At 49.6% G+C, this 20,305-nt stretch carries 20 protein-coding genes; 12 read left to right on the top strand and 8 right to left on the bottom strand.

The features are described 5' to 3' along the window. The first annotated feature begins 207 nt into the window (after positions 1–207). The 6 genes from ACXAGR_RS16465 to ACXAGR_RS16440 are packed head-to-tail and all read left to right on the top strand — an operon-like array spanning position 208 to position 7,103. The gene (locus ACXAGR_RS16465) at positions 208–615 is read left to right on the top strand and encodes a MerR family transcriptional regulator (protein ID WP_119501562.1); all 408 of its coding nucleotides are present in this window, start codon (positions 208–210) and stop codon (positions 613–615) included. Beyond that, on the top strand, positions 612–1,781 hold the full coding sequence (locus tag ACXAGR_RS16460; protein ID WP_474851334.1) for an isovaleryl-CoA dehydrogenase: 1,170 nt from the start codon (positions 612–614) through the stop codon (positions 1,779–1,781). The genes ACXAGR_RS16465 and ACXAGR_RS16460 overlap by 4 nt, the downstream gene beginning before the upstream one ends. Before the next feature lie 13 nt (positions 1,782–1,794). Next, the gene (locus ACXAGR_RS16455) at positions 1,795–3,402 is read left to right on the top strand and encodes a carboxyl transferase domain-containing protein (protein WP_474851332.1); all 1,608 of its coding nucleotides are present in this window, start codon (positions 1,795–1,797) and stop codon (positions 3,400–3,402) included. A gap of 12 nt (positions 3,403–3,414) precedes the next feature. Next, a complete protein-coding gene (locus tag ACXAGR_RS16450; RefSeq protein ID WP_474851330.1) occupies positions 3,415–4,221 on the top strand; it encodes an enoyl-CoA hydratase/isomerase family protein in 807 nt (268 codons plus the stop codon). Continuing rightward, entirely contained in the window at positions 4,214–6,196 is a 1,983-nt protein-coding gene (locus tag ACXAGR_RS16445) for an acetyl/propionyl/methylcrotonyl-CoA carboxylase subunit alpha (protein WP_474851328.1), read from the top strand. Before ACXAGR_RS16450 ends, ACXAGR_RS16445 begins: the two co-directional genes overlap by 8 nt. Beyond that, the gene (locus ACXAGR_RS16440) at positions 6,186–7,103 is read left to right on the top strand and encodes a hydroxymethylglutaryl-CoA lyase (RefSeq protein ID WP_474851327.1); all 918 of its coding nucleotides are present in this window, start codon (positions 6,186–6,188) and stop codon (positions 7,101–7,103) included. The genes ACXAGR_RS16445 and ACXAGR_RS16440 overlap by 11 nt, the downstream gene beginning before the upstream one ends. 1 nt (position 7,104) lies before the next feature. On the opposite strand, the gene ACXAGR_RS16435 is transcribed toward ACXAGR_RS16440, so the two are convergent. From ACXAGR_RS16435 to ACXAGR_RS16425, 3 genes are all read right to left on the bottom strand, one after another. Beyond that, positions 7,105–8,313: an MFS transporter gene (locus ACXAGR_RS16435; RefSeq protein WP_474851325.1), complete on the bottom strand. Its 1,209-nt coding sequence runs from the start codon at positions 8,311–8,313 to the stop codon at positions 7,105–7,107. Positions 8,314–8,392: 79 nt separating this feature from the next. Next, on the bottom strand, positions 8,393–8,926 hold the full coding sequence (locus ACXAGR_RS16430) for an SRPBCC family protein (protein ID WP_119501569.1): 534 nt from the start codon (positions 8,924–8,926) through the stop codon (positions 8,393–8,395). Positions 8,927–8,967: 41 nt separating this feature from the next. Beyond that, a complete protein-coding gene (locus ACXAGR_RS16425; RefSeq protein ID WP_474844362.1) occupies positions 8,968–9,951 on the bottom strand; it encodes a nucleoside hydrolase in 984 nt (327 codons plus the stop codon). A gap of 136 nt (positions 9,952–10,087) precedes the next feature. Between ACXAGR_RS16425 and glgC the strand changes: the two genes are divergently transcribed. Beyond that, positions 10,088–11,359, top strand: coding sequence for a glucose-1-phosphate adenylyltransferase (gene glgC, locus ACXAGR_RS16420; protein ID WP_119501571.1), 1,272 nt, complete (start codon positions 10,088–10,090; stop codon positions 11,357–11,359). Here the strand turns inward: glgC and ACXAGR_RS16415 are convergent. Then, positions 11,356–12,147, bottom strand: coding sequence for an alpha/beta fold hydrolase (locus ACXAGR_RS16415; RefSeq protein ID WP_474844363.1), 792 nt, complete (start codon positions 12,145–12,147; stop codon positions 11,356–11,358). The genes glgC and ACXAGR_RS16415 overlap by 4 nt on opposite strands. Before the next feature lie 90 nt (positions 12,148–12,237). Here ACXAGR_RS16415 and ACXAGR_RS16410 point away from each other — a divergent pair, with 90 nt between their 5' ends. Then, complete coding sequence (locus ACXAGR_RS16410; protein WP_474844530.1) at positions 12,238–13,053, top strand: acyl-CoA thioesterase; 816 nt, start codon at positions 12,238–12,240, stop codon at positions 13,051–13,053. 30 nt (positions 13,054–13,083) lie between these two features. Here ACXAGR_RS16410 and ACXAGR_RS16405 read toward each other — a convergent pair whose 3' ends face one another. Continuing rightward, a complete protein-coding gene (locus tag ACXAGR_RS16405; RefSeq protein ID WP_119501574.1) occupies positions 13,084–13,929 on the bottom strand; it encodes an HDOD domain-containing protein in 846 nt (281 codons plus the stop codon). Between the two features lie 263 nt (positions 13,930–14,192). Between ACXAGR_RS16405 and ACXAGR_RS16400 the strand changes: the two genes are divergently transcribed. Together ACXAGR_RS16400 and ACXAGR_RS16395 are read left to right on the top strand one after the other, a co-directional pair. Next, positions 14,193–15,446, top strand: a complete 1,254-nt coding sequence (locus tag ACXAGR_RS16400; RefSeq protein WP_474851323.1) for a glycosyltransferase — start codon at positions 14,193–14,195, stop codon at positions 15,444–15,446. Positions 15,447–15,484: 38 nt separating this feature from the next. After that, a complete protein-coding gene (locus ACXAGR_RS16395; protein WP_474851321.1) occupies positions 15,485–15,907 on the top strand; it encodes a hypothetical protein in 423 nt (140 codons plus the stop codon). On the opposite strand, the gene ACXAGR_RS16390 is transcribed toward ACXAGR_RS16395, so the two are convergent. Both ACXAGR_RS16390 and ACXAGR_RS16385 read right to left on the bottom strand, forming a co-directional pair. Further along, complete coding sequence (locus ACXAGR_RS16390; RefSeq protein ID WP_474851320.1) at positions 15,900–16,283, bottom strand: SufE family protein; 384 nt, start codon at positions 16,281–16,283, stop codon at positions 15,900–15,902. The genes ACXAGR_RS16395 and ACXAGR_RS16390 overlap by 8 nt on opposite strands. 1 nt (position 16,284) lies before the next feature. Further along, complete coding sequence (locus ACXAGR_RS16385) at positions 16,285–16,686, bottom strand: DUF2750 domain-containing protein (RefSeq protein WP_474851318.1); 402 nt, start codon at positions 16,684–16,686, stop codon at positions 16,285–16,287. Positions 16,687–16,817: 131 nt separating this feature from the next. Here ACXAGR_RS16385 and ACXAGR_RS16380 point away from each other — a divergent pair, with 131 nt between their 5' ends. Further along, positions 16,818–17,663, top strand: coding sequence for a hypothetical protein (locus tag ACXAGR_RS16380; RefSeq protein ID WP_474851316.1), 846 nt, complete (start codon positions 16,818–16,820; stop codon positions 17,661–17,663). 11 nt (positions 17,664–17,674) lie between these two features. Then, a complete protein-coding gene (locus ACXAGR_RS16375) occupies positions 17,675–18,145 on the top strand; it encodes a hypothetical protein (protein WP_474851314.1) in 471 nt (156 codons plus the stop codon). Between the two features lie 5 nt (positions 18,146–18,150). On the opposite strand, the gene ACXAGR_RS16370 is transcribed toward ACXAGR_RS16375, so the two are convergent. Next, a complete protein-coding gene (locus ACXAGR_RS16370) occupies positions 18,151–20,265 on the bottom strand; it encodes a two-component system response regulator (protein ID WP_474851312.1) in 2,115 nt (704 codons plus the stop codon). Positions 20,266–20,305: the final 40 nt, after the last annotated feature.

Below are 20,305 nucleotides of genomic sequence, written 5' to 3'. Positions count from 1 at the left end.
AGGTACTGCACAAATTATATTCAGTACATCATATATCACCGGAAATCGTAACAGAAACTTTGCACTTATTGACGTCACAATTTTATTACTTTACCTTAACGTTAACTACAATTTACGTTAACGTAAACCTGTATTAAGACAGTTTCTCAGTCGTCATGCCTGTTACGGGCCGGTCATACAGGTTAACGACACCGACAAGGCGCAGTCATGACAAACAGCAAAGAAGAGCAAACTTTTACCATCGGAGAACTGGCAAAGGAGTTTGATATAACACCCCGATCCATCCGTTTCTATGAAGAACAAGGACTTATTACACCTTCAAGAACCGGACAGAACCGCATCTACAATAACAAAGACAGGGTGAGGTTAAAGCTAATTTTACGTGGTAAGAGGTTGGGCTTCTCGCTGGCGGAAGTGAACAACCTTTTCGAACTTTACGACACAAATCCGGATTCAGCCATACAGCTGGAAACGATGCTCAGCATGACGGAACAAAAGCGTGCGGTACTTCGTCAGCAACTCGAAGACATTCAGATGCTGATGGGTGAACTTGATGAAGTTGAAGCACGCTGCCGTGAAGAGCTGGCAGAATTAAAACGAGGACACGACAGATGATAACACCCTACCCCACATTGAATTTTGGTCTGGGCGAAGAAATCGACATGCTCAGAGAACATGTGCATCAGTTTGCTCAGCAGGAGATTGCACCGCTGGCGAAAGAAGCGGATGAAGTAAGCTGTTTTCCCAATCAGTTATGGACAAAATTTGGTGACATGGGGTTACTGGGTGTCACGGTGGATGAAAGTTATGGCGGTGCCAACATGGGGTATCTTGCACACACTGTCGCCATGGAAGAAATCAGCCGCGCTTCAGCCGGAATTGGTTTAAGTTACGGGGCGCACTCAAACTTATGTGTAAACCAAATTTTCCGTAACGGTTCTGAGGCACAAAAAGAAAAATACTTACCGGCACTGGTGTGCGGCGAGCATATCGGGGCGCTGGCGATGAGTGAACCCGGCGCCGGTTCTGATGTGGTTTCCATGAAGCTGAAGGCCGAAAAGCGAGGCGACAAGTACATCCTCAACGGCAATAAAATGTGGATCACAAATGGTTCTGATGCCCATACCTTTGTTATCTATGCAAAGACTGACACACAGGCCGGCCCCAAGGGCATTTCAGCCTTCATTGTTGAGCGTGATTTCCCGGGATTCAGCCGTGCACAAAAACTCGACAAGCTGGGTATGCGCTCTTCCGATACCTGCGAACTGGTGTTTGAAGACTGTGAAGTGCCGGCAGAAAATCTGATGGGCAAAGAAGGCGAAGGCGTCCGTATTTTAATGAGCGGACTGGACTATGAGCGCCTTGTGCTGTCCGGTGGTCCGCTGGGTATCATGCAGGCTTGTATGGACATCGTCATACCCTATATTCATGACCGGAAGCAGTTTGGTCAGTCTATCGGTGAATTTCAGCTTGTACAGGGCAAAATTGCCGATATGTACACGCAGATGAATGCCGCGAGGGCCTATGTGTACACCGTTGCAAAATCCTGCGATCGCGGGGAAACCACACGAAAAGATGCTGCAGGTGCCATTTTGTACTCGGCGGAACTGGCTACCCGTATGGCGCTGGACGCCATCCAGTTGCTGGGTGGCAACGGCTATATCAATGAGTACCCTACGGGACGTTTACTCCGCGACGCGAAACTTTATGAGATAGGCGCAGGTACCTCTGAAATCCGCCGGATGCTCATCGGCCGCGAACTGTTCAAAGAATCTGAATAAGTAAGGAGGGGTTATGCCCGTTCTGCGTTCTACTGTGAATTCTGCATCGGCAGAATTTAAAGATAATGCCGCCTGTATGCGCCGTCTGACAGACGATCTTAAAGCCAAAGTCGCTCAGATTTCTCAGGGCGGCGGCGAAAAAGCCGTGGAGAAACACCATGCCAGGGGGAAACTACTGGCCCGTGAACGTATAAACGTTCTTCTGGATGAAGGCTCTCCGTTTCTGGAAATCGGACAGTTTGCAGCCTGGGAAGTGTACGACGATTACGTACCCTGCGCCGGCGTAGTCGCCGGGATCGGGCGCGTGGCCGGCCTGGAGTGCATGATTGTTGCCAATGATGCCACTGTGAAGGGCGGTACCTATTACCCGCTCACAGTCAAAAAACACTTACGGGCGCAAACCATCGCGGAAGAAAATCATTTGCCCTGTATTTATCTGGTAGATTCCGGTGGCGCTAACCTGCCCCGTCAGGATGAAGTATTTCCCGACCGCGAACACTTTGGCCGGATCTTCTTCAATCAGGCCAATATGTCAGCGCAAAATATTCCGCAAATCGCTGTGGTAATGGGCTCCTGTACCGCCGGTGGTGCGTACGTACCGGCCATGGCCGATGAAAGTATTATTGTACGCGAACAGGGCACCATTTTTCTCGGCGGTCCTCCGCTGGTAAAAGCAGCAACCGGTGAAGTGGTCAGTGCTGAAGAACTGGGCGGCGGCGATGTGCATACCCGTACTTCAGGCGTTGCCGACCAGCTCGCTAATAACGATCATCATGCACTGGAGCTGGCACGCAATGCTGTCGGTAGACTGAACCGGCAGAACCGGTATCAGGTGGCAGAACAAAACTGGGAAGAGCCACGCTATCCGGCATCAGACATCTACGGCATCGTGCCGGAAGGCTCGCGTAAAACCTATGATGTCAGAGAGATAATAGCCAGGATCACAGACGGCTCTGAGTTTGATGAATTCAAACCCCTCTACGGCACAACACTGGTTTGCGGTTTTGCCAGCATTTTCGGTATGGAAGTAGGTATTGTCGCCAATAATGGCATTCTGTTCGGCGAAAGTGCGCTGAAAGGCGCGCACTTTGTGCAGTTATGCGCAACACGCAAGACTCCGCTTATTTTTCTGCAGAACATCACCGGTTTCATGGTGGGTAAACAATACGAAGCTGGCGGCATTGCTAAACACGGGGCGAAAATGGTCACCGCAGTGGCATGCGCCAAAGTGCCGAAAATCACGGTTCTCATTGGTGGCTCGTTCGGCGCCGGCAATTATGGCATGTGTGGACGCGCTTATGATCCGCGATTTTTATTTATGTGGCCGAATGCCCGCATATCAGTGATGGGCGGTGAACAGGCTGCAGGCGTTCTGGCGCAGGTGAAACGTGACCAGAAAGAAAGTAATAACGAAAGCTGGACTGACGATAAAGAGCAGGCCTTCAAGCAACCGGTTATCGATACTTATGAAAAGCAGGGACACCCCTACTATGCTTCCGCGCGCCTGTGGGATGACGGTGTGATTGACCCTGCCGATACCCGCAAAGTGCTGGGAATGAGTTTGAAAGTCGCCCTGAATAAACCCGTTGAAGAAACACGCTTCGGCGTGTTCCGCATGTAAGGAGTCCGGATCATGGAACCTGTAACCGATTTCGTGACGTACCATATTGATGAGCGCGGCGTTGCCAGCATTACACTGAACCGGCCGGAAAAGCACAATGCGTTTGATGACACCATTATTGCAGCGTTATCTCATTACTTAGACACCGCCGCTCAGGACAATTACGTTCGTGTTTTGATCCTGCGGGCTGAAGGTAAATCTTTCAGTGCCGGTGCAGATGCCGGCTGGATGAAAAAAATGGCTGGTTATTCTGTAGAGGAAAATCAGCAGGATGCTTTCGCCCTTGCCAGTTTGCTTAACAAACTGAATACCTTACCAAAACCGGTTATTGCCAGAGTTCAGGGTGCAGCCTTCGGTGGCGCAGTAGGTCTGATTGCCTGTTGTGACATGGCCGTGGGTACCAAACTCAGCAAGTTTTGCTTAAGTGAGGTCCGGATTGGTCTTATACCTGCCACCATCAGCCCTTATGTCATTGAAGCGATGGGTGCCCGTGTATGCCGCCGTTATTTCCAGACCGCAGAAGTATTTTCAGCCCGCCGTGCCAGACGACTGGGCCTGCTCAGTGAAGTGGTCACCGAAGACGAACTGGATGACACGGTAGAAACTCTCGTTTCTCAATTGCTTAAAAATGGTCCCGTGGCCATGGCCAGAGCTAAAGCTCTGGTGCGCAATGTGGCATTCCGCCCTGTAGACGAAAACCTGATGCAGGAAACCAGTCAGGAAATCGCGGATATCCGCGTATCTGATGAAGGCCAGGAAGGGTTAACCGCTTTTTTGGAAAAGCGCCCGGCGCAGTGGCAGGAGAGCAGTAATGATTAATAAACTTCTGATTGCGAATCGCGGTGAAATTGCCTGCCGTGTTATCCGCTCCGCTAAGAAACTTGGCATAGCAACGGTGGCGGTTTATTCCTCTGCCGACGAAAACGCCATGCATGTTGCGATGGCTGATGAAGCGGTAAAAATAGGCGAAGCCCCGTCAAAAGACAGTTACCTTCGTGGTGATGTCATTATTGATACTGCACTGAAAACCGGTGCAGATGCCATCCATCCCGGTTACGGCTTTTTATCTGAAAACGCAGCATTTGCCGAAAGCTGCCGTGCCAACAATATTATTTTCGTTGGTCCGCCGCCTGAGGCCATCCGTGCGATGGGTTCAAAATCAGCGGCCAAATCCATTATGGAAAAAGCCGGTGTTCCGCTGGTGCCGGGTTATCACGGCGATGACCAGGCGGATGCAGTATTACTTCAGGCTGCCAGAGAAATGGGCTATCCGGTATTATTGAAAGCCGCAGCCGGTGGTGGCGGTAAGGGCATGCGACAGGTCTGGAAAGATGAAGAATTCGCTGACGCTCTGAGTGCTGCCAGACGGGAGGCTATGGCCAGCTTCAGTGACGATATTATGCTGGTGGAAAAATACCTCACCCGCCCCCGTCATGTGGAGTTCCAGGTGTTTTGCGATCAGCACGGCAATGGTGTTTACCTGTTTGAGCGTGACTGTTCCTTACAGCGCCGTCATCAGAAAATCATTGAAGAAGCTCCCGCTCCCGGCATGACGGAAGCGCTGCGCACTCAGATGGGTGAAGCGGCACTGCAGGCAGCCAGAGCCATTGCCTATGAAGGTGCCGGCACAGTGGAGTTTCTCCTTGATGAAGATGACAGTTTTTATTTCATGGAGATGAACACCCGTTTGCAGGTTGAACATCCTGTGACGGAAATGATCACCGGTGAAGATCTGGTGGAATGGCAAATTAAAGTTGCACAGGGTGAAGTACTGCCGAAAAAACAGCAGGAACTTACGGTAAACGGCCATGCTTTTGAAGCCCGTCTCTACGCTGAAGACCCGGATAACGGCTTTTTACCGGAAACCGGCATCCTCACAGAGCATACTCCGCCGCAACCCTCCCGTTATGTCAGGGTGGATACCGGTGTCCGGTGCGGTGATGAAGTCTCCGTGTTTTACGACCCGATGATCGCAAAACTGATTGTATGGGATGAAAACCGGGAACAGGCACTCAGACGCCTGGCGACAGCCTTACGGCAATATCATATTGCCGGAGTGACCACCAATGTGGATTATCTGCACAGGCTGGCCACTCACCCTGAGTTTATCGCAGCCAACTTAACAACTACTTTCATCGACAAATACACAGCGTCGTTACGGCAAAGCAAAAATGTCAGTGACGAGCAATTGGCAATGATGGCACTGATCTGCGTGTTGCCACGGGAAGAGACCGCCGTTACATCCCCATGGGAAACACCCTCATCATGGCGGATGAACGAAACCTGTCAGAAAACACTGCAACTGGCTGTTACCGGAACGGACAATTTCACGGTGGACATCCGCTGGCCTGAACAGGCAAACGACGACTGGCTGATTACCATTGATGGCAACGCACTGCGTGCAAACGGTAAATGGCTGAAAGACACGTTACAGTTAAACATTAACGATCATTTACAAACCATACGCGTTTCTGAGGACGGTGAAACCCGCACTATTTTCACGCAACAAGGCAGCCTGACTTTTAATGAAATCAAACCGGATACGGGCTCTGATGAAGGAGGCGGCACAGAAAACACCTTCACTGCACCGATGAACGGCACGATTGTCGCCTGCCCTGTAGAAGCCGGCACCAGAGTAAAAAAAGATACCGTTCTGGTCATCATGGAAGCAATGAAAATGGAGCACAGTATCAAAGCGCCCTGCGATGGCACGCTGGTATCTCTTTTCTGCTCTCCGGGCACCATGATTAACGGCGGCAGTGTCTTGCTGGAGTTTACGCCTGATGAAGAATGAACTCCCCCGCAAAGTAACGCTGGTTGAGGTAGGGATAAGAGACGGACTGCAAAATGAGTCCGCACCGGTGACCACTGAACAGAAAATAGCTTTGCTTAGTATGCTCACTGAGGCCGGATTGACACGCCTTGAAGCAGGCAGCTTTGTTTCCCCACGGTGGGTACCGCAAATGGCAGACACCGCCGCGGTGTTTGCCGGACTGCCTGAAGTTAACGGCGTCACCTACAGTGCGCTGACACCCAACGAAAAGGGGCTGGATGGGGCGCTGGCGGCAAATGTAAAAGAAGTAGCTGTTTTTGGTTCAGCATCAGAATCCTTCTCACAAAAAAACATCAACTGTAGCATTGATGAAAGTCTTGCCAGATTTGAACCGGTTGTCAGTAAAGCGAAGGCAAAGGGGTTGAAAGTCAGGGGCTATGTATCCTGTGTACTGGGTTGTCCCTATGAAGGGTACATTGCCCCTGCTGCCACTGCGCGGCTGGCTTCAGCACTCATCGCAATGGGATGTGATGAGATATCCCTTGGCGATACCATCGGAACCGGTACGCCGCTGGCAACAGCAGCAATGCTGGAAGCAGTTAAAAAGGTAGTACCGCTACCACAACTGGCAGTGCATTTTCATGACACCTACGGACAGGCTCTGGCAAACATACTTGTGGCTCTGCAGCAGGGTGTCAGTATCATTGACAGTGCCGTTGCGGGGCTGGGGGGATGTCCTTACGCCAAAGGCGCCAGCGGCAATGTTGCTACAGAAGACGTACTGTATATGCTCAATGGCATGGGCATTGATACCGGCGTGGATATGACCGCATTGCTGAAAGCAAGTCGCTCTGTAAGCCTTATCGTCAACAGAAAAGCACAAAGCAAAGTTGCAGCAGCACTACATTCTGAAGTGCCGGAACTATGACTCAGTCCGGCGCTTTTTCCTGCGGTAAAATCAGTGTCGTCACTACACCGGCAATCAGAAAACCGGCCATGATGTAAACGACACTGAAAGGCAGGACTTCTCCCAGTGCAGCATAAGTGGCCCCGAATAGCAGCAATATAATACCAATAGCGGTATTCGAGAAGGCCACCAGTTCCGTGCGTTGCTGCCCCTCCTTCACATCCAGACTGTAGGTTTTCCGGCCTGTACGCACGCCGGTGTGGGCAATGGATAGCAAAAAAAATAGGCCGGCTGGCCACCACAGACTGTCAATGCTGAACATGAGCAGACCAGCACAGGCAAGGATAGCCAGTATTCCTGCCAGTTGAAGGGTGAGTCTGGCACTTTTATCTGCCACCCTGCCCCAAACCAGCGAGGACAGCATGGTTGCAGCAGCCTGAGCAGCCAGATAAATCGGTAACAGCGACTGACTGTCAGCATCGCCTTCCAGCATAAAAAACGGCGCGACTAACGCTGAATGTACAAAGAGGCCTCTGACTGCGATGAAACGGTACACCACACTATCAAACTGAGAAAAAGAAAAACCGGAGCTGTCCTGTTGATTGTTTTCGACACTGACCCGGGTTTTCACCGGCAACAGAATGAACAACGCTGCGACAAACCCGGCAAGAGCCAGTGCAATAATCATCAGAACAACGGTTTGTCCCAGTGCTGATTTGAAATAAATTAGCGGTACAGCAAGACAAAGTGTCAGTACACCTGACACAGTGGAAGCTATCCCCAGTAAATCGCCCCGCTCTCCTTTATCAGCGACGTCCGCCTGGATGTCTTTCATGGTCAGTGAGCAGGCAGCCCGTCCAAGGCTCAACAGTATCAGGCTGCCCAGTACCACCGAACCGGCCACGACGCCTTCGAGATACAGCGCACTGAGTAGCATTGCGGTCACTGAAAGCGCCTGCACGATCATGCCGGCACGCCATACCTGATGCCTTGCAGGATAACGCCGCAGTAAAACACCGATAAATGCCTGTGGAAGTAAAGCACCGGATTCTCTCACAGGTACCAGCCAGCTAATCATCCATACAGGCGCAGACAATGACAAAAGTAATGCAGGCAGCGTTGTTTTAGCGGATATCAGCAAATCCGCCAGTTTGTTAGCAGCCAGTGAGGCGATGACGAGGATTTTATTTTTCGGGTACAACGCAGTAAGACTCCGTGGCGGTCGTAACATTCACTATATCGCATGTAATAACCGCCATGAACGCCATTCTTCCGGTTGTCGGATCAGTTTATATACTCAGGTTTCCGGACTAACTCTGATTTTCCACAACGGTTTTCAGGTTTTCGAGCCCCAGTTCAAAGTCAGGTCCGATCATGCCATCCATCATCAATCCCATATACCTGTTTACCGGGTTCATGCCCATATCCCCGCTGTCGCTCCAGGTAACCAGCGTGCCTCCTTCAACAGACTCCAGTGTAAATTCACCGGTCGACCCCATTTCGTAATCAGGAAAATAGAGCCGGTAGGTCATCACGCGGTTATGTTGCAAACCGGTAATCTCCATCTCACCGTCGCCCTGAGTTTCACTGAGCCAGGCCGTTTGCATGCCGATGGCCCGGTCAGGGCCGCTGAACGAAACCTGCATCGCAGGGTCACGCATAAACCACACTGCCCACTGGGGCCATGCCTTTAAATTAACCACATTGGGATAAATGTCTTCAGCCGCGGCATTGATCATGATTTTGCGTTCGACATGATAATCTGAAGGTAACAGAAACCCGATGCCTGTCAGCACGAAAATGAGCACTATTATTGTCACCAGCGTTTTTTTCAGCCACGCCATTTTCAATCTCCGTGTTGATATTCACTCAAAATATATAACACTTAATTAACATTTGCAGCAGGAAATGTGTCAAACGTCCCGGAAAATTGCTGAACGACATATTTTCTGACGGCATCTGCGTCAACCCGGTCAATCCAGTTTACTTTGTGCCCTTCACTTTCTTCACATCTGAAAATGCGCCCTGCATCAGGGGTCGATACAGATGCGTTAACATACCCTGACGTCTTTGAAAAAGCCGTTTTTGGTAATCCGGCGATGGACGTCGCCAGTATGTCCCACAAGAAATAGGTAAATTCGTAAGATGGGATTGCAGTGACCGTTGCGGCCCAGAACTGCCCGGCCAGATCCGCCACCGGGGTGCGTGATTGCGCAAGCTGGACCAGGAACGCCCGGTCAACCGGGAGCGCATTGGTGGCGTCCAGAGGAACCAGACACACATTAACGCCACTTTGAATTAACGTACGGGTGGCACAGGGATCCCAGTAAGCATTCCATTCTGCGGTACCATTGTGGTCGTGCATTGCCACATTTCCTTTCACATCAATGGCACCACCCATCCAAATCACTTCTTTGACAGCGGATTGTAAAGCTGGCTGGCGAGACAAAACTGCAGATAAGTTCGTACACGGCCCTGTCATCAGCACCGTTACCGGTGATTCTGCCTGCTTTAACGTTTCCTCAATCCAGATATCAGCCGCGACAGATTGCACATTATCTGTGATTTCCTGTGTCCGCAGCATTTCCGGCATGCTGTGACAAACCCTCGGTTGAGCCCGCCATTCAGGAGGAAACGGATTTGGCCCCGGGATGTTGCCGGTGGCTACCGGCACATGCCCGTTACCGGTAAGCGTTAAAATTTTTAAGGTACTTAACAGTGCATCATCCGGATAGCAATCTGCCGGGGTAATCGTCACACCCAACAGATCCACATGGTCCATTGTCAGTAAAAGCATCAGAGATAATAAATCGTCGATACCGCCGTCGTGATCGAAAATCACCGGGGTTCTGGTTAATTTAGCCGGCATAAAAATCCTTATCTGGCGTTAAGTTTTATCTTGTGTAATATGGAGTTAATCATTTGTGACAGTGTTGTCCAAATGTTACTTTTTGCTTTTGTCTTTCAGGCACAGCCGTAACGTGCTGATAAAATGGAGAACCAACATGGCTGATAACAGTTCACGCTATATCAGTAATTTGACCCGGGACACTTACGCGCTGATTCTTGCCGGCGGCAAGGGGTCAAGACTGCATGAACTGACTACCTGGCGGGCAAAACCTGCCCTTTATTTTGGCGGCAAATTTCGCATTATCGATTTTCCGTTATCTAATTGTGTTAATTCCGGTATCCGCCGGATTGGTGTGGTAACGCAGTACAAATCCCACTCACTCATCCGCCACCTGGTGCGGGGCTGGGGACACTTTAAAAAAGAACTTGGCGAATCCGTCGAGATTCTACCAGCATCCCAGCGGTTTTCCGATAGCTGGTATGAAGGGACTGCAGATGCAGTTTTCCAGAACATCGATATTATCCGCGATGAGTTACCCAAATATGTGATGATCCTTTCCGGAGACCATATTTATCGTATGGACTACGGCCCGATGATTGCCCGCCACGTTGAAAGCGGCGCAAAAATGACGGTGTCCTGTATGTCGGTACCGGTTCAGGAAGCTGCCGGGGCATTTGGCGTTATGTCGGTTGACGAAAATATGCGTATTCTGGGCTTTGAAGAAAAACCTGAACACCCTACTCCTCTGCCCGGTGACAGCACTCGCTGTCTGGCATCTATGGGTAATTATATTTTCGATACAGAGTTTTTGTTCGAGCAATTGCGTCGTGATGCTGAAAAACAAGGCTCTCAACGTGATTTCGGTAAAGACATTATCCCTTCTATCATTAAAGACCATACGGTAATTGCCTACCCGTTTGAAACATCCGGTGATGAGCAGGCTTACTGGCGCGATGTGGGTACTATTGACTCTTTCTGGGAAGCCAACATGGAAATGGTTGCGCCGGTGCCGCAACTGAATCTGTACGATCGTTTATGGCCAATCTGGACGTACCAGGAGCAATTGCCCCCTGCGAAATTCGTCTGGGATGAAGACGGCAGACGGGGTGAAGCCATTAATTCCGTCGTGTCAGGCGGTTGTATTATTTCCGGTTCAACGCTGCGCAGAAGTCTGTGCTTCTCAAATGTCAGGTTGCACTCTTACAGCACCATTGAAGAAGCGGTGATCCTGCCTGATGTTGAAGTTATGCGTAACTGCCGGCTGAAGAAAGTCGTCATTGACCGGGGTTGTGTGGTGCCCGAAGGCACTGTTATCGGCTACGACCATGAGGCAGACCGCGCCCGGGGTTTCCGTGTGTCTGATAAAGGTGTTGTACTGGTAACCCGCGAAATGCTGGGCATGCCTGTTGGTGGTTTAGGGGGTTAGCCCGCCTGCCAGCGCTGAATCGTGGTTGTAATGATTTCAGCGACTTTTTCCGGTTGTTCGAGGGGGAACATATGACCACCATCGAACATCCGGAATTCCAGAGCATTGTCTTTAACGAATCTGGCTCTGTCTGACGGTTTTGCCACATCCGATCCGGAACCGGCAACCATCAGCCCCGGGCACTGCAATTTGCCTGAAAATTGGTGCAGATTATGGGGAAAATGACGGAAGATCTCGGCTTCTACCTGTCTGTCAAAAGTCAGTCTGCGGTTTTCTCCGTCCTTCACCGTGCCGGCGGCCACATAATCCCGGATACAGCGTTTATCCATATTTCTGAACAGAGCTTTACCGGCAAAGTATCCTTCCAGATCATCATCCTTATGCCAGTGCGTCCGGCGAATTTTCGCAAGCCGTGACGGCGTGATTCTATCCATCAATTTAAGTTTCTTCGCCCCGCGCACCAGCCATTGTTTAGCCCCGTACACCATCGGGGGATCCAGCATAATTACCCCCTTTACTCTTTGCGGATAACGGCATGCGGTCATATAAGACAGCATAGCCCCGAATGAATGACCGGCAAGCCAGACAGGGCGGAATTGCTCCTGCGAATCCAGATACCAGACAAGTTCATCAACCTGTTTTTGCCAGTTACCGGCTACAGGAAATTCTGGCTTGTGGCCAAACAGAGGATTTGCCAGCACGTTCCAGTCTGCCGGTAAAGCTGAAAACAGGGTATTGTATGTTGCTGCCGGGAACCCGTTGGCATGGGCAAAATGAATTGTTGTCATAAGTCGTCCGGACTCTTCATGAAACCGTTAAATTGGCGAAGTGTAAAAACTCTGCTAGGATACAACAAAACTCATCCGACCAGAAGAATTATGCACGTAGATGAATTACTTGCTGTACCGGGAATGTCTGCTATCGCCGAAAATCAATGGCAGAGTGAACCATTAATCATACCAAAGGACTGGGCTCAGGGCCGCACTGCATTTGGCGGCATCTCCGCCGGCATGGCCTATCAGGCCATTTCAACACAGGTTCATGATGACCGTGTTTTACGCTCTTACACCACTAACTTTGTCGGCCCTTTATTACTTAACGAGCCCTTTACTATTCTGGTCACCTGCCTGCGAACCGGAAAAAACGTATCCCAGTACACGGGTCAGATTATACAAAACGGTCAGACATGTGTGTTTGTACAAGCATGCTTCGGCATGGCACGGACCTCAAAAATTCGGGTAGACAATGTTGAAACCCACGAAATGCCGTGGCCACAAAAGGCAAAATTTATCCCGCAAATACCTAAGGTCACGCCTAAATTTTTCCAGCATTTTGATTTGGCTATCGACGATGGTGGTATGCCTTTCACAGGAAAATCAGGCAGCCATTACCATGGTTTCATGCGTTTTAAGAAAGCGCCTCAAAGCATCAGTGATGCACATTTGATCACTATGATCGATGCCTGGCCACCTACTTTGCTGCAGATGCTGCGATGGCCTGCACCGGCAAGTACTGTGAGCTGGAATCTTGAATTTATTCATCCTCATCACGAAGTCAGTGGTACAGACTGGTTCGCATATAAGGTACATACCCGTCAGGCTGCAGACGGATACGGTCACACAGAAGCGACCATCTGGAACAGTCATAATGATGTTGTTGCCCTTAGCAGGCAAACAGTGGCGGTATTTGATTAGCAGACGGAAGCCGCCGGAGAAAACCGGCGGTCAGTACAGAATAAATGAGTTCGGATTAAACAGTGACATCACACTGATACACTGCAGGTTTGTGATATCCAGCGCATCTTCCAGGTCTTCCCGCTTCAACGCCAGTCTGTCGTGCAGCTCCGGCGAAAGGTTGTGATAGCTCGGATACACCTCAGGATTTACGTTATCCAGAGCCAGCACGTAACTGAGTTGCAGAATAAGGGTATCGGAATCGTCCACTCCGCTGTCGACGTCGTGGATCAGCGATACCGGACGATAGATAGATTCAGGGATCCCCCAGCACTGCACCAGTGCAGACGACAATTCAGCATAGGTAAAGCCGAGAATGGCTTTTTGCAATTCAGCGGGACTGACTCTGGCATTGAAAGCCAGGCATCGTTTCGCTTCCTGAGGCATCTCTGATGCTATCACCAGCTCTCCGATGTTATGCAGCAAACCGCACACAAACAGTTTCTCAGGTTCGCGGATACGTTTGTTTTCAGCAAAATATTTTGCCAGCAAGCCGCAACTGACGCTCTGCTCCCAGAATTTGTCCAAATCGATAACTTTGGCGTTGATATCACTAAATGCGTGGGTAATACCGTAAGCTAGCGCAAGGTCGTAGGCTGATCGTGTTCCGATGACTTGCAGTGCACGGCTGATGGTTTCAATTTTATTGGGGAAGCGGTACAGCGCACTGTTAGCGACTTTCAGCATCTGGCTGGTAAGCCCCGGGTCAAAAGCAATGATTTCAGCAATATCATCAATGCTGGCTGCGTTGTCATCCATACACTCTTTTAACCGGGTCACTGCATCAGGCAGTACAAACACCCCACTCGCTTTTTCTGCAATATCTTGTGCATTCATCACAACAATACTCCGGCAATATCCTGTAGACCTTGTTCAGCAGGCGTTCCTTTTTTCAGCTCGCTGTTTACATGTATAGGCCAGGAAATCGTAACATGCCACACTTTTTCAGTTTAAGGCCTTAAATAATACGGGCCCGGGAATTATTTGAAGTTTAACGTAAAGGTATAAGAGAGACGACGTATGACCAGATACATAAGTCTTAAAATGCATACCCTGCCCCGAGTCTGGTAACATACCGTCTTTTGATAGCGGAACACCTTGTGAGCACTGCGTTTTCATCTTCCCGGCCTGTGGCTGTGATTATCGGTTTTGTGTGGCCTGAGCCTGACTCTTCAGCAGCGGGACAGAACATGATGGGTATTATCACCGGCTTCCTGAGTGATGGCTGGCGGGTAGTATTTATGACTGCCGCCAATGCGTCTGAGCATTGCGCTGATTTGGATTTAGACGGGTTGACGACAGAAAGTGTGGCACTGAATTGCAGCAGTTTCGATGAGCGTATTGCCGCTATTTCGCCGGATGTGGTGGTGTTCGACCGCTTTATGACTGAAGAGCAGTTCAGTGCAAGAGTGCGCGGCGCTTGCCCGGACGCAATGCACATTTTAAATACGGAAGACTTGCACAGCCTCAGACATCAGCGTCACGAGCAGGTTAAAAGCGGCAACAAATCAGACAATTTTCCCAGCACATTCAATGATATGACTATCAGGGAAGTGGCCGCCATTCTGCGCAGTGACCTGACGCTGATCATTTCTGACCAGGAGTTGAACTGGCTGCAAAGCAATTTCCCGATCCCCCGGGAGCAATTGCTGCACCTGCCGCTGCTTACGACCGGGTGCCGGACACCTCTGCCAGACTTCCATGCCCGCTCAGATTTTGTTTTTATCGGTAATTTCCGGCATGCCCCGAACTGGGATGCGGTACTTCAGCTACAACAGATCTGGCCGGCTGTCAGAAAGCGCCTGCCGGGCATTAACCTGAATATATACGGCGCGTATCCTCCTAAGAAGGCAATGGCTTTACATAATCCGGCCAGAGGATTTCACGTCAGGGGATGGGCTGAGAATGCAGATGAAACCATTGCATCTCACCGGATAATGCTGGCCCCCGTAAGATTTGGCGCGGGCGTGAAAGGAAAACTGGTGAAAGCCATGCAATGCGGTACGCCCTCTGTAACCACAACAACCGGTGCAGAAGGGATTGGTGAGCAGAAAACCTGGCCCGGTATGGTTACACATACCAACGAAGACTTTGTTGAATCTGCTGTCACACTATATACTGATGAAAATCTATGGTTAAAAGCGTCAGAAGATGGCAAACGTTTTGCGGCCAGTCATTTTGACTCAGTAAAACACCAGCGAATGCTCCTTGATGAAGTTGATGACCGTCGCAACCGCCTTCACGCCGATCGCCGGCAGTGGTTTTTGCAGGCGATGGTATGGCACCAGTCACTGCGGGCTTCACAATTTATGTCACAATGGATAGAGGCAAAAAATAAACATCACGGACAATAGTTGCTATGCTTAACTTGTCAGCCTCTCAGGAAAGATGAATGAAAACACTGATCAGCACCTTACTACTTACCCTGTTGTCCTGCTCTGCCAGTGCACAGGAAGATGACAATGTATATTTTTGTCAGGGAGTGGCTGAAGCTGTCAGTTCCATCCAGTACGGGCGGGCGTACGGTTTAAAAGATGAAGCCAACGACGCAGTGAAATATATTGCCAGCTTGTCTGCTGAGGCTGAATACGACTTATTGCCTTACATTGATGCATTTATCCGTTCCTCTTCACCGTTACCTTCCGCATGGACGGAAATTCTGTTCACACATGCCTGTGTATATAGTTATGTAGATGACACTGAACAGGTAAAACGCATTTCGCGGCAACTGCCCTTTCAGTGCGATGTTAACGAGCCGGATATTGATTGTTTTAACGGCGTGTTAGAACGCATCCGGGACAATCGTGTCATTTAAGATCAGCAAGCGCGGCAATGACATAGCGCAAACCACTGGTGCGTGACTCACTGAGATAGCGTTCAAGACCTGCCTGCTGCAAGAATTCCTGCCATTCAGCAACGGTCAGCGGCCCGCTTAAAGCAGCTTTTTCAAGCATTACCGCCAACAAGCCTCTTATCACCTTCGAGTCAGACCACGCCAGAAATGGCGAGGCGCCGTCTTCAGTATTTACGTCCAGCCACACATTACTCTGACAACCGGCAATTTTGTTGCCGGCAGAGCGTAAAGATTCAGGCAACACCGGTAAATGCTTGCCTGCCAGCATAATGTGGCGCATAACATTATCCCAACCACGGGCCTCACTGACCCCGACGGCAAGCGGCGGCAGGGTCATTTTATTTTGCCTCTTCTTGCAGGCTGTCTGCCAGTTCAGAAGCTGTCATGATAATGCCGGCATCGTCACTGGTAAGCGGGAAAACACACACATGGGTATTGTTAGCAGCCATGCCGGGCAGCCAGGTTTCCATGAACGTGTCCAGCGCCACATTTTCCGCTGTTAATGTGGTGTGTGCTGCCACTTCCCATGTATTGATCAAATCTTTATGGGGCCATACGGGCAACACCACCGCACCGTCATTTTCGAACATCACGAAGCCTTCCTCTCCTTTTACCAGCCACACTGACTGTGCTTTGGTAGAGTACTGAAGAAACAACGCGGTACGTTCTTCCGGTGACAAGGATGCAGCCTGGCTTTGTACAATTTCAGGTAAAGTTTCAGATACGGTATCCGGGAACATAATTTTCTCACATAAATAATTTCCGGCGGATTATACCCACAGAGAGACCGGGAAACTAATATAAACTCCCGCCTTTCCGTGCTAATCTCCATAATTGTGATTAAAGACTGCGTTAACTGAGTAACGTATTGATGAGCTCATCCTATTGTATCCTTTCGCCGGCACATGCAGCCTCAATGCCTCTTGATGAGGAGCAATTCCGGGAGTTAAAACGGGCAAGAAAACGTCTATCTTCAGCTTATGCTATCCGGCATAAATTTAAACTGGTCAGAACTAATTACGGCCTGATTACAGAAGCGCTCAAAGCCGTGGGGACTGCCTATCTCGATAATGCTCACCCTGAGCACTTAATTGACGCAAAGACACGCCTTAACGCCGCGGTGAATAATTATATTCTTAGTGGCCGGACGTTCACGGCACAAATCAAACGGCATGTGCAGGCCTGCATCCAGGACCGCTACGAAATTAACAGGCTCACCCGGCGCATGGAAATTGAATATCAGCGCTCTTTCGCCTACCGGTTTGTAGACAGTTTGTACGACTATGTGTCTTATTACGGGATCAGCGTCCACGAAATTGAAATAAGCGGGCAACCTGTATCTGACTCACCTGACGCTGCCCGCCGCTACGAAATCAAAGCGTATATCGACCGTGACTTTCTCGGTGGTCCCACGGATTTCAGAGCGTCGGTTTTGAAAGAAACGCCACGAAGCATAGAGCTGGTTTCGTTACTGGACGAATTCATGGGATGCCTGGACCGGATCAATGATCTGGCCAGGCAGATCACAGACGAGACCACAATTAGCAGCCACGTGCTGGTAAAAGAATTTATTAATGTTTTTGCCGGTTCAAACGACGTGCCGGTAAACAACTTGTTTGTTGTTCATTCAATGCATGAAGACGACAACAACATCTATGATAAATTTCCTATCTCCATGTATGTTCACCAGCAGAACTTAGAAGACGAATACCGGTAAGACAAAGTAAAATGGAAATTACAGCACCACACAGTCAGTTTTGTTCATTACTGCCCGATGACTTTCTGACATTACACCGAATATCGTTTAATGAAAGAGCTTTCATTTTGTACCGGGCAACACTCCCTGCCGGCGCACCATCACAGAAAACTATTACTGTGCAATTTCCCTGGCTGGACATCACTGAGAATGCGTTTTCCGATATTGATTTACAGTTTCAGACACTGATAAACACAGCACTGGTCTGCTTCAAGGAACTGCAAAATAGCTTAATTCAACATGAGCCTGTGGTAGATTTTTGTCTGTTTATGATGGAAACCAACCCGTCATTCTGCACATTTTCAATATCTACCGGCCACGAGCAGGCATTGTTCAAAGCATTACATGATATGCCCTGCCCCGATTGCTTCGGCTATCCCCGCATTCAAAATACGACAATATCTCCGCAGCAATCATTGGCAGCTATCAATCCTTTAGAATAACCACTTTAGTAGGCAACACGTGCCTCTTCAGGCGCAAGCATTCTGAGGATTTCCGTCAGAGACTTTGGCCGGGCATATAAAAAGCCCTGGAATAAATCTGCCCCTACCTCTCTGGCAAATGCCGCCTGTGCGGGAGACTCTATGCCTTCAAAAATAACTGATTTACCCAAACGCTTATTTAAATCCACCAGCGACGCCGCCAGTAATCGCATTGGTTCATCTTCCAGTCTGACAAGCCAGGTACCGTCGAATTTTATCACCGACGCCCGGTTATCCGTTAATTCGGATAAGGCCACAAGACCATGTCCGAAATCATCCAGCGCCACAGTAAACCCATAATCTTCCAGCGCGCGGATAATACGCTTAGCGCCGGCATCGACTATAGCCCGCTCTGAAATCTCGATCACCACGGATGACGGCGATACATTGAAATCCGCAAAGTAGGTGACAAACTGATCCACCAGCGCTGTTGAACTGAGCTGCAATAACGACACGTTAATGTGGATCCTGATGTGACTTAAGTCCTGTGCTTCAAGCATTCCGCTTGCAATGCATACTTCCCTCAACATTTTTAAGCCTAAGGGATTGATCAAACCCGTTTCTTCGGCCACAGGAATGAATGTATCCGGCTGCATGTCTTTTACATCTTTCCCCCGCCAGCGGCAAAGGGCTTCAAGAGCGACAACCTTGCCTTCACGGTCAACAATAGGCTGAAAACTGGCGTATAAATCCTGATTTTTAATAGCAGCGAGCAAACTCTCTTCCACCAGCAAACGGTATTCAATAGCCGTTTCGTGGTCAGAGGAATAAACCACAGTCTGGTTCTTACCCTGCTTTTTCGCCTCATACATAGCGATATCAGCGTGTTTCAGCAAATCTTCTGTGCTGTCCTGTATATCAAAATCAGCGACACCAATACTGGCAGTGACAGAAAGTGGCACACTGTGACAATGATAAGGTTTGGCCAGAGACACCAGCATTTTTTGTGTCAGCGCTAATATGTCAGCGTTGTCCTGAACAAGCACAACAAATTCATCGCCACCATGGCGGATTAATGTATCTGTGTTTCTCAGTTCAGACTGCAGGCGTTGAGCGCAGGTTACCAGCAACGCATCGCCAATATCATGACCGTAGCGGTCATTAATTTGCTTAAAACCATCCAAATCAATAAAAATCAGAGACTGGATGCAGCGCGAAAATTTCACCTCATCCAGCAACAGCTTCATATAATTGCGGTTTCCCGTTCCGGTGAGCGGGTCCCGGAACGCCAGCTCCTCAAGCTTACGCTCTGCACGGGACAAATCTGATATGTCAGATACTGTCAGGACGTATTGCTGCCTGTCCGTTCCTGCTTCCAGGCATGACAGGGTAATAAAAGCGGGAAACATCGCTTCCGTGCCGTTTCGCAGTGATAATTTATGACGGTATACACGATCAGACTGTGCCAGTTCATCACAACGTGAAAAGAGATCATGGTTAAAACCATATCGGGTGATGTCCTGCCCTTTCAGGGTAGACACATCACCGGTCAGCAAGGTTGCCAGTGAACGGTTTGCCTCTGTGACTATAAAGGCATCATCAATAATAGCGACACCTTCGGATAACTGATCAAAGATCACGTCAGAAAGTCGGTGCCTCTTCTCTGTTTCATTTGTTAAAACCTCACCGCGACTGAGAGGCGCCGCAGTGTCGCGCTGAATTTCAGGCAGCACCGTGTTGAATACGATTTTCTGTTCCAGTTCAAACCGCTTTAACGCAGTTTCACAACTGACTTTCAATGTTTTAGTATCGAATGGTTTAACAATGTAGCCATATGGCGACGTTTCCAGTGCCTGACTCAATGTAGTGTCGTCAGAAAACGACGTCGTATAAATCAATGGCGCAACAATTTTGCTGGCGATGATCCGCGCGGCTTCAATACCACTTCCACCATCGGCCAGATGGATGTCCATCAGAATAAGTTCAGGTTCGAGTTCCTCAGCCATATCAACGGCCTGCGACTCTGAGCGGGCAAGCCCGACGACTTCAGCGCCCATATGAGTAAGTTCGCGGGCCAGATACGTTGCCGCAATAGTGGTATCTTCCACCACCAGCACCCGCTTATTTTCCAGTAAACTCATCACGACTCCTGTTATCACCGCCGGATAAGTCTGAAGACGA

It is taken from the genome of Alteromonas sp. ABH4_457, assembly GCF_056160625.1.
The sequence above is the reverse complement of the archived record's forward strand: the minus strand, read 5'-3'. Positions and strand labels throughout refer to the sequence as shown.

Coding starts and splice junctions, on each gene's coding strand:
- ACXAGR_RS16465 (WP_119501562.1), top strand. CDS start 208: ATGACAAACAGCAAAGAAGAGCAAACTTTTACCATCGGAGAACTGGCA.
- ACXAGR_RS16460 (WP_474851334.1), top strand. CDS start 612: ATGATAACACCCTACCCCACATTGAATTTTGGTCTGGGCGAAGAAATC.
- ACXAGR_RS16455 (WP_474851332.1), top strand. CDS start 1,795: ATGCCCGTTCTGCGTTCTACTGTGAATTCTGCATCGGCAGAATTTAAA.
- ACXAGR_RS16450 (WP_474851330.1), top strand. CDS start 3,415: ATGGAACCTGTAACCGATTTCGTGACGTACCATATTGATGAGCGCGGC.
- ACXAGR_RS16445 (WP_474851328.1), top strand. CDS start 4,214: ATGATTAATAAACTTCTGATTGCGAATCGCGGTGAAATTGCCTGCCGT.
- ACXAGR_RS16440 (WP_474851327.1), top strand. CDS start 6,186: ATGAAGAATGAACTCCCCCGCAAAGTAACGCTGGTTGAGGTAGGGATA.
- ACXAGR_RS16435 (WP_474851325.1), bottom strand. CDS start 8,313: ATGTTACGACCGCCACGGAGTCTTACTGCGTTGTACCCGAAAAATAAA.
- ACXAGR_RS16430 (WP_119501569.1), bottom strand. CDS start 8,926: ATGGCGTGGCTGAAAAAAACGCTGGTGACAATAATAGTGCTCATTTTC.
- ACXAGR_RS16425 (WP_474844362.1), bottom strand. CDS start 9,951: ATGCCGGCTAAATTAACCAGAACCCCGGTGATTTTCGATCACGACGGC.
- glgC (WP_119501571.1), top strand. CDS start 10,088: ATGGCTGATAACAGTTCACGCTATATCAGTAATTTGACCCGGGACACT.
- ACXAGR_RS16415 (WP_474844363.1), bottom strand. CDS start 12,147: ATGACAACAATTCATTTTGCCCATGCCAACGGGTTCCCGGCAGCAACA.
- ACXAGR_RS16410 (WP_474844530.1), top strand. CDS start 12,238: ATGCACGTAGATGAATTACTTGCTGTACCGGGAATGTCTGCTATCGCC.
- ACXAGR_RS16405 (WP_119501574.1), bottom strand. CDS start 13,929: ATGAATGCACAAGATATTGCAGAAAAAGCGAGTGGGGTGTTTGTACTG.
- ACXAGR_RS16395 (WP_474851321.1), top strand. CDS start 15,485: ATGAAAACACTGATCAGCACCTTACTACTTACCCTGTTGTCCTGCTCT.
- ACXAGR_RS16390 (WP_474851320.1), bottom strand. CDS start 16,283: ATGACCCTGCCGCCGCTTGCCGTCGGGGTCAGTGAGGCCCGTGGTTGG.
- ACXAGR_RS16385 (WP_474851318.1), bottom strand. CDS start 16,686: ATGTTCCCGGATACCGTATCTGAAACTTTACCTGAAATTGTACAAAGC.
- ACXAGR_RS16380 (WP_474851316.1), top strand. CDS start 16,818: ATGAGCTCATCCTATTGTATCCTTTCGCCGGCACATGCAGCCTCAATG.
- ACXAGR_RS16375 (WP_474851314.1), top strand. CDS start 17,675: ATGGAAATTACAGCACCACACAGTCAGTTTTGTTCATTACTGCCCGAT.
- ACXAGR_RS16370 (WP_474851312.1), bottom strand. CDS start 20,265: ATGAGTTTACTGGAAAATAAGCGGGTGCTGGTGGTGGAAGATACCACT.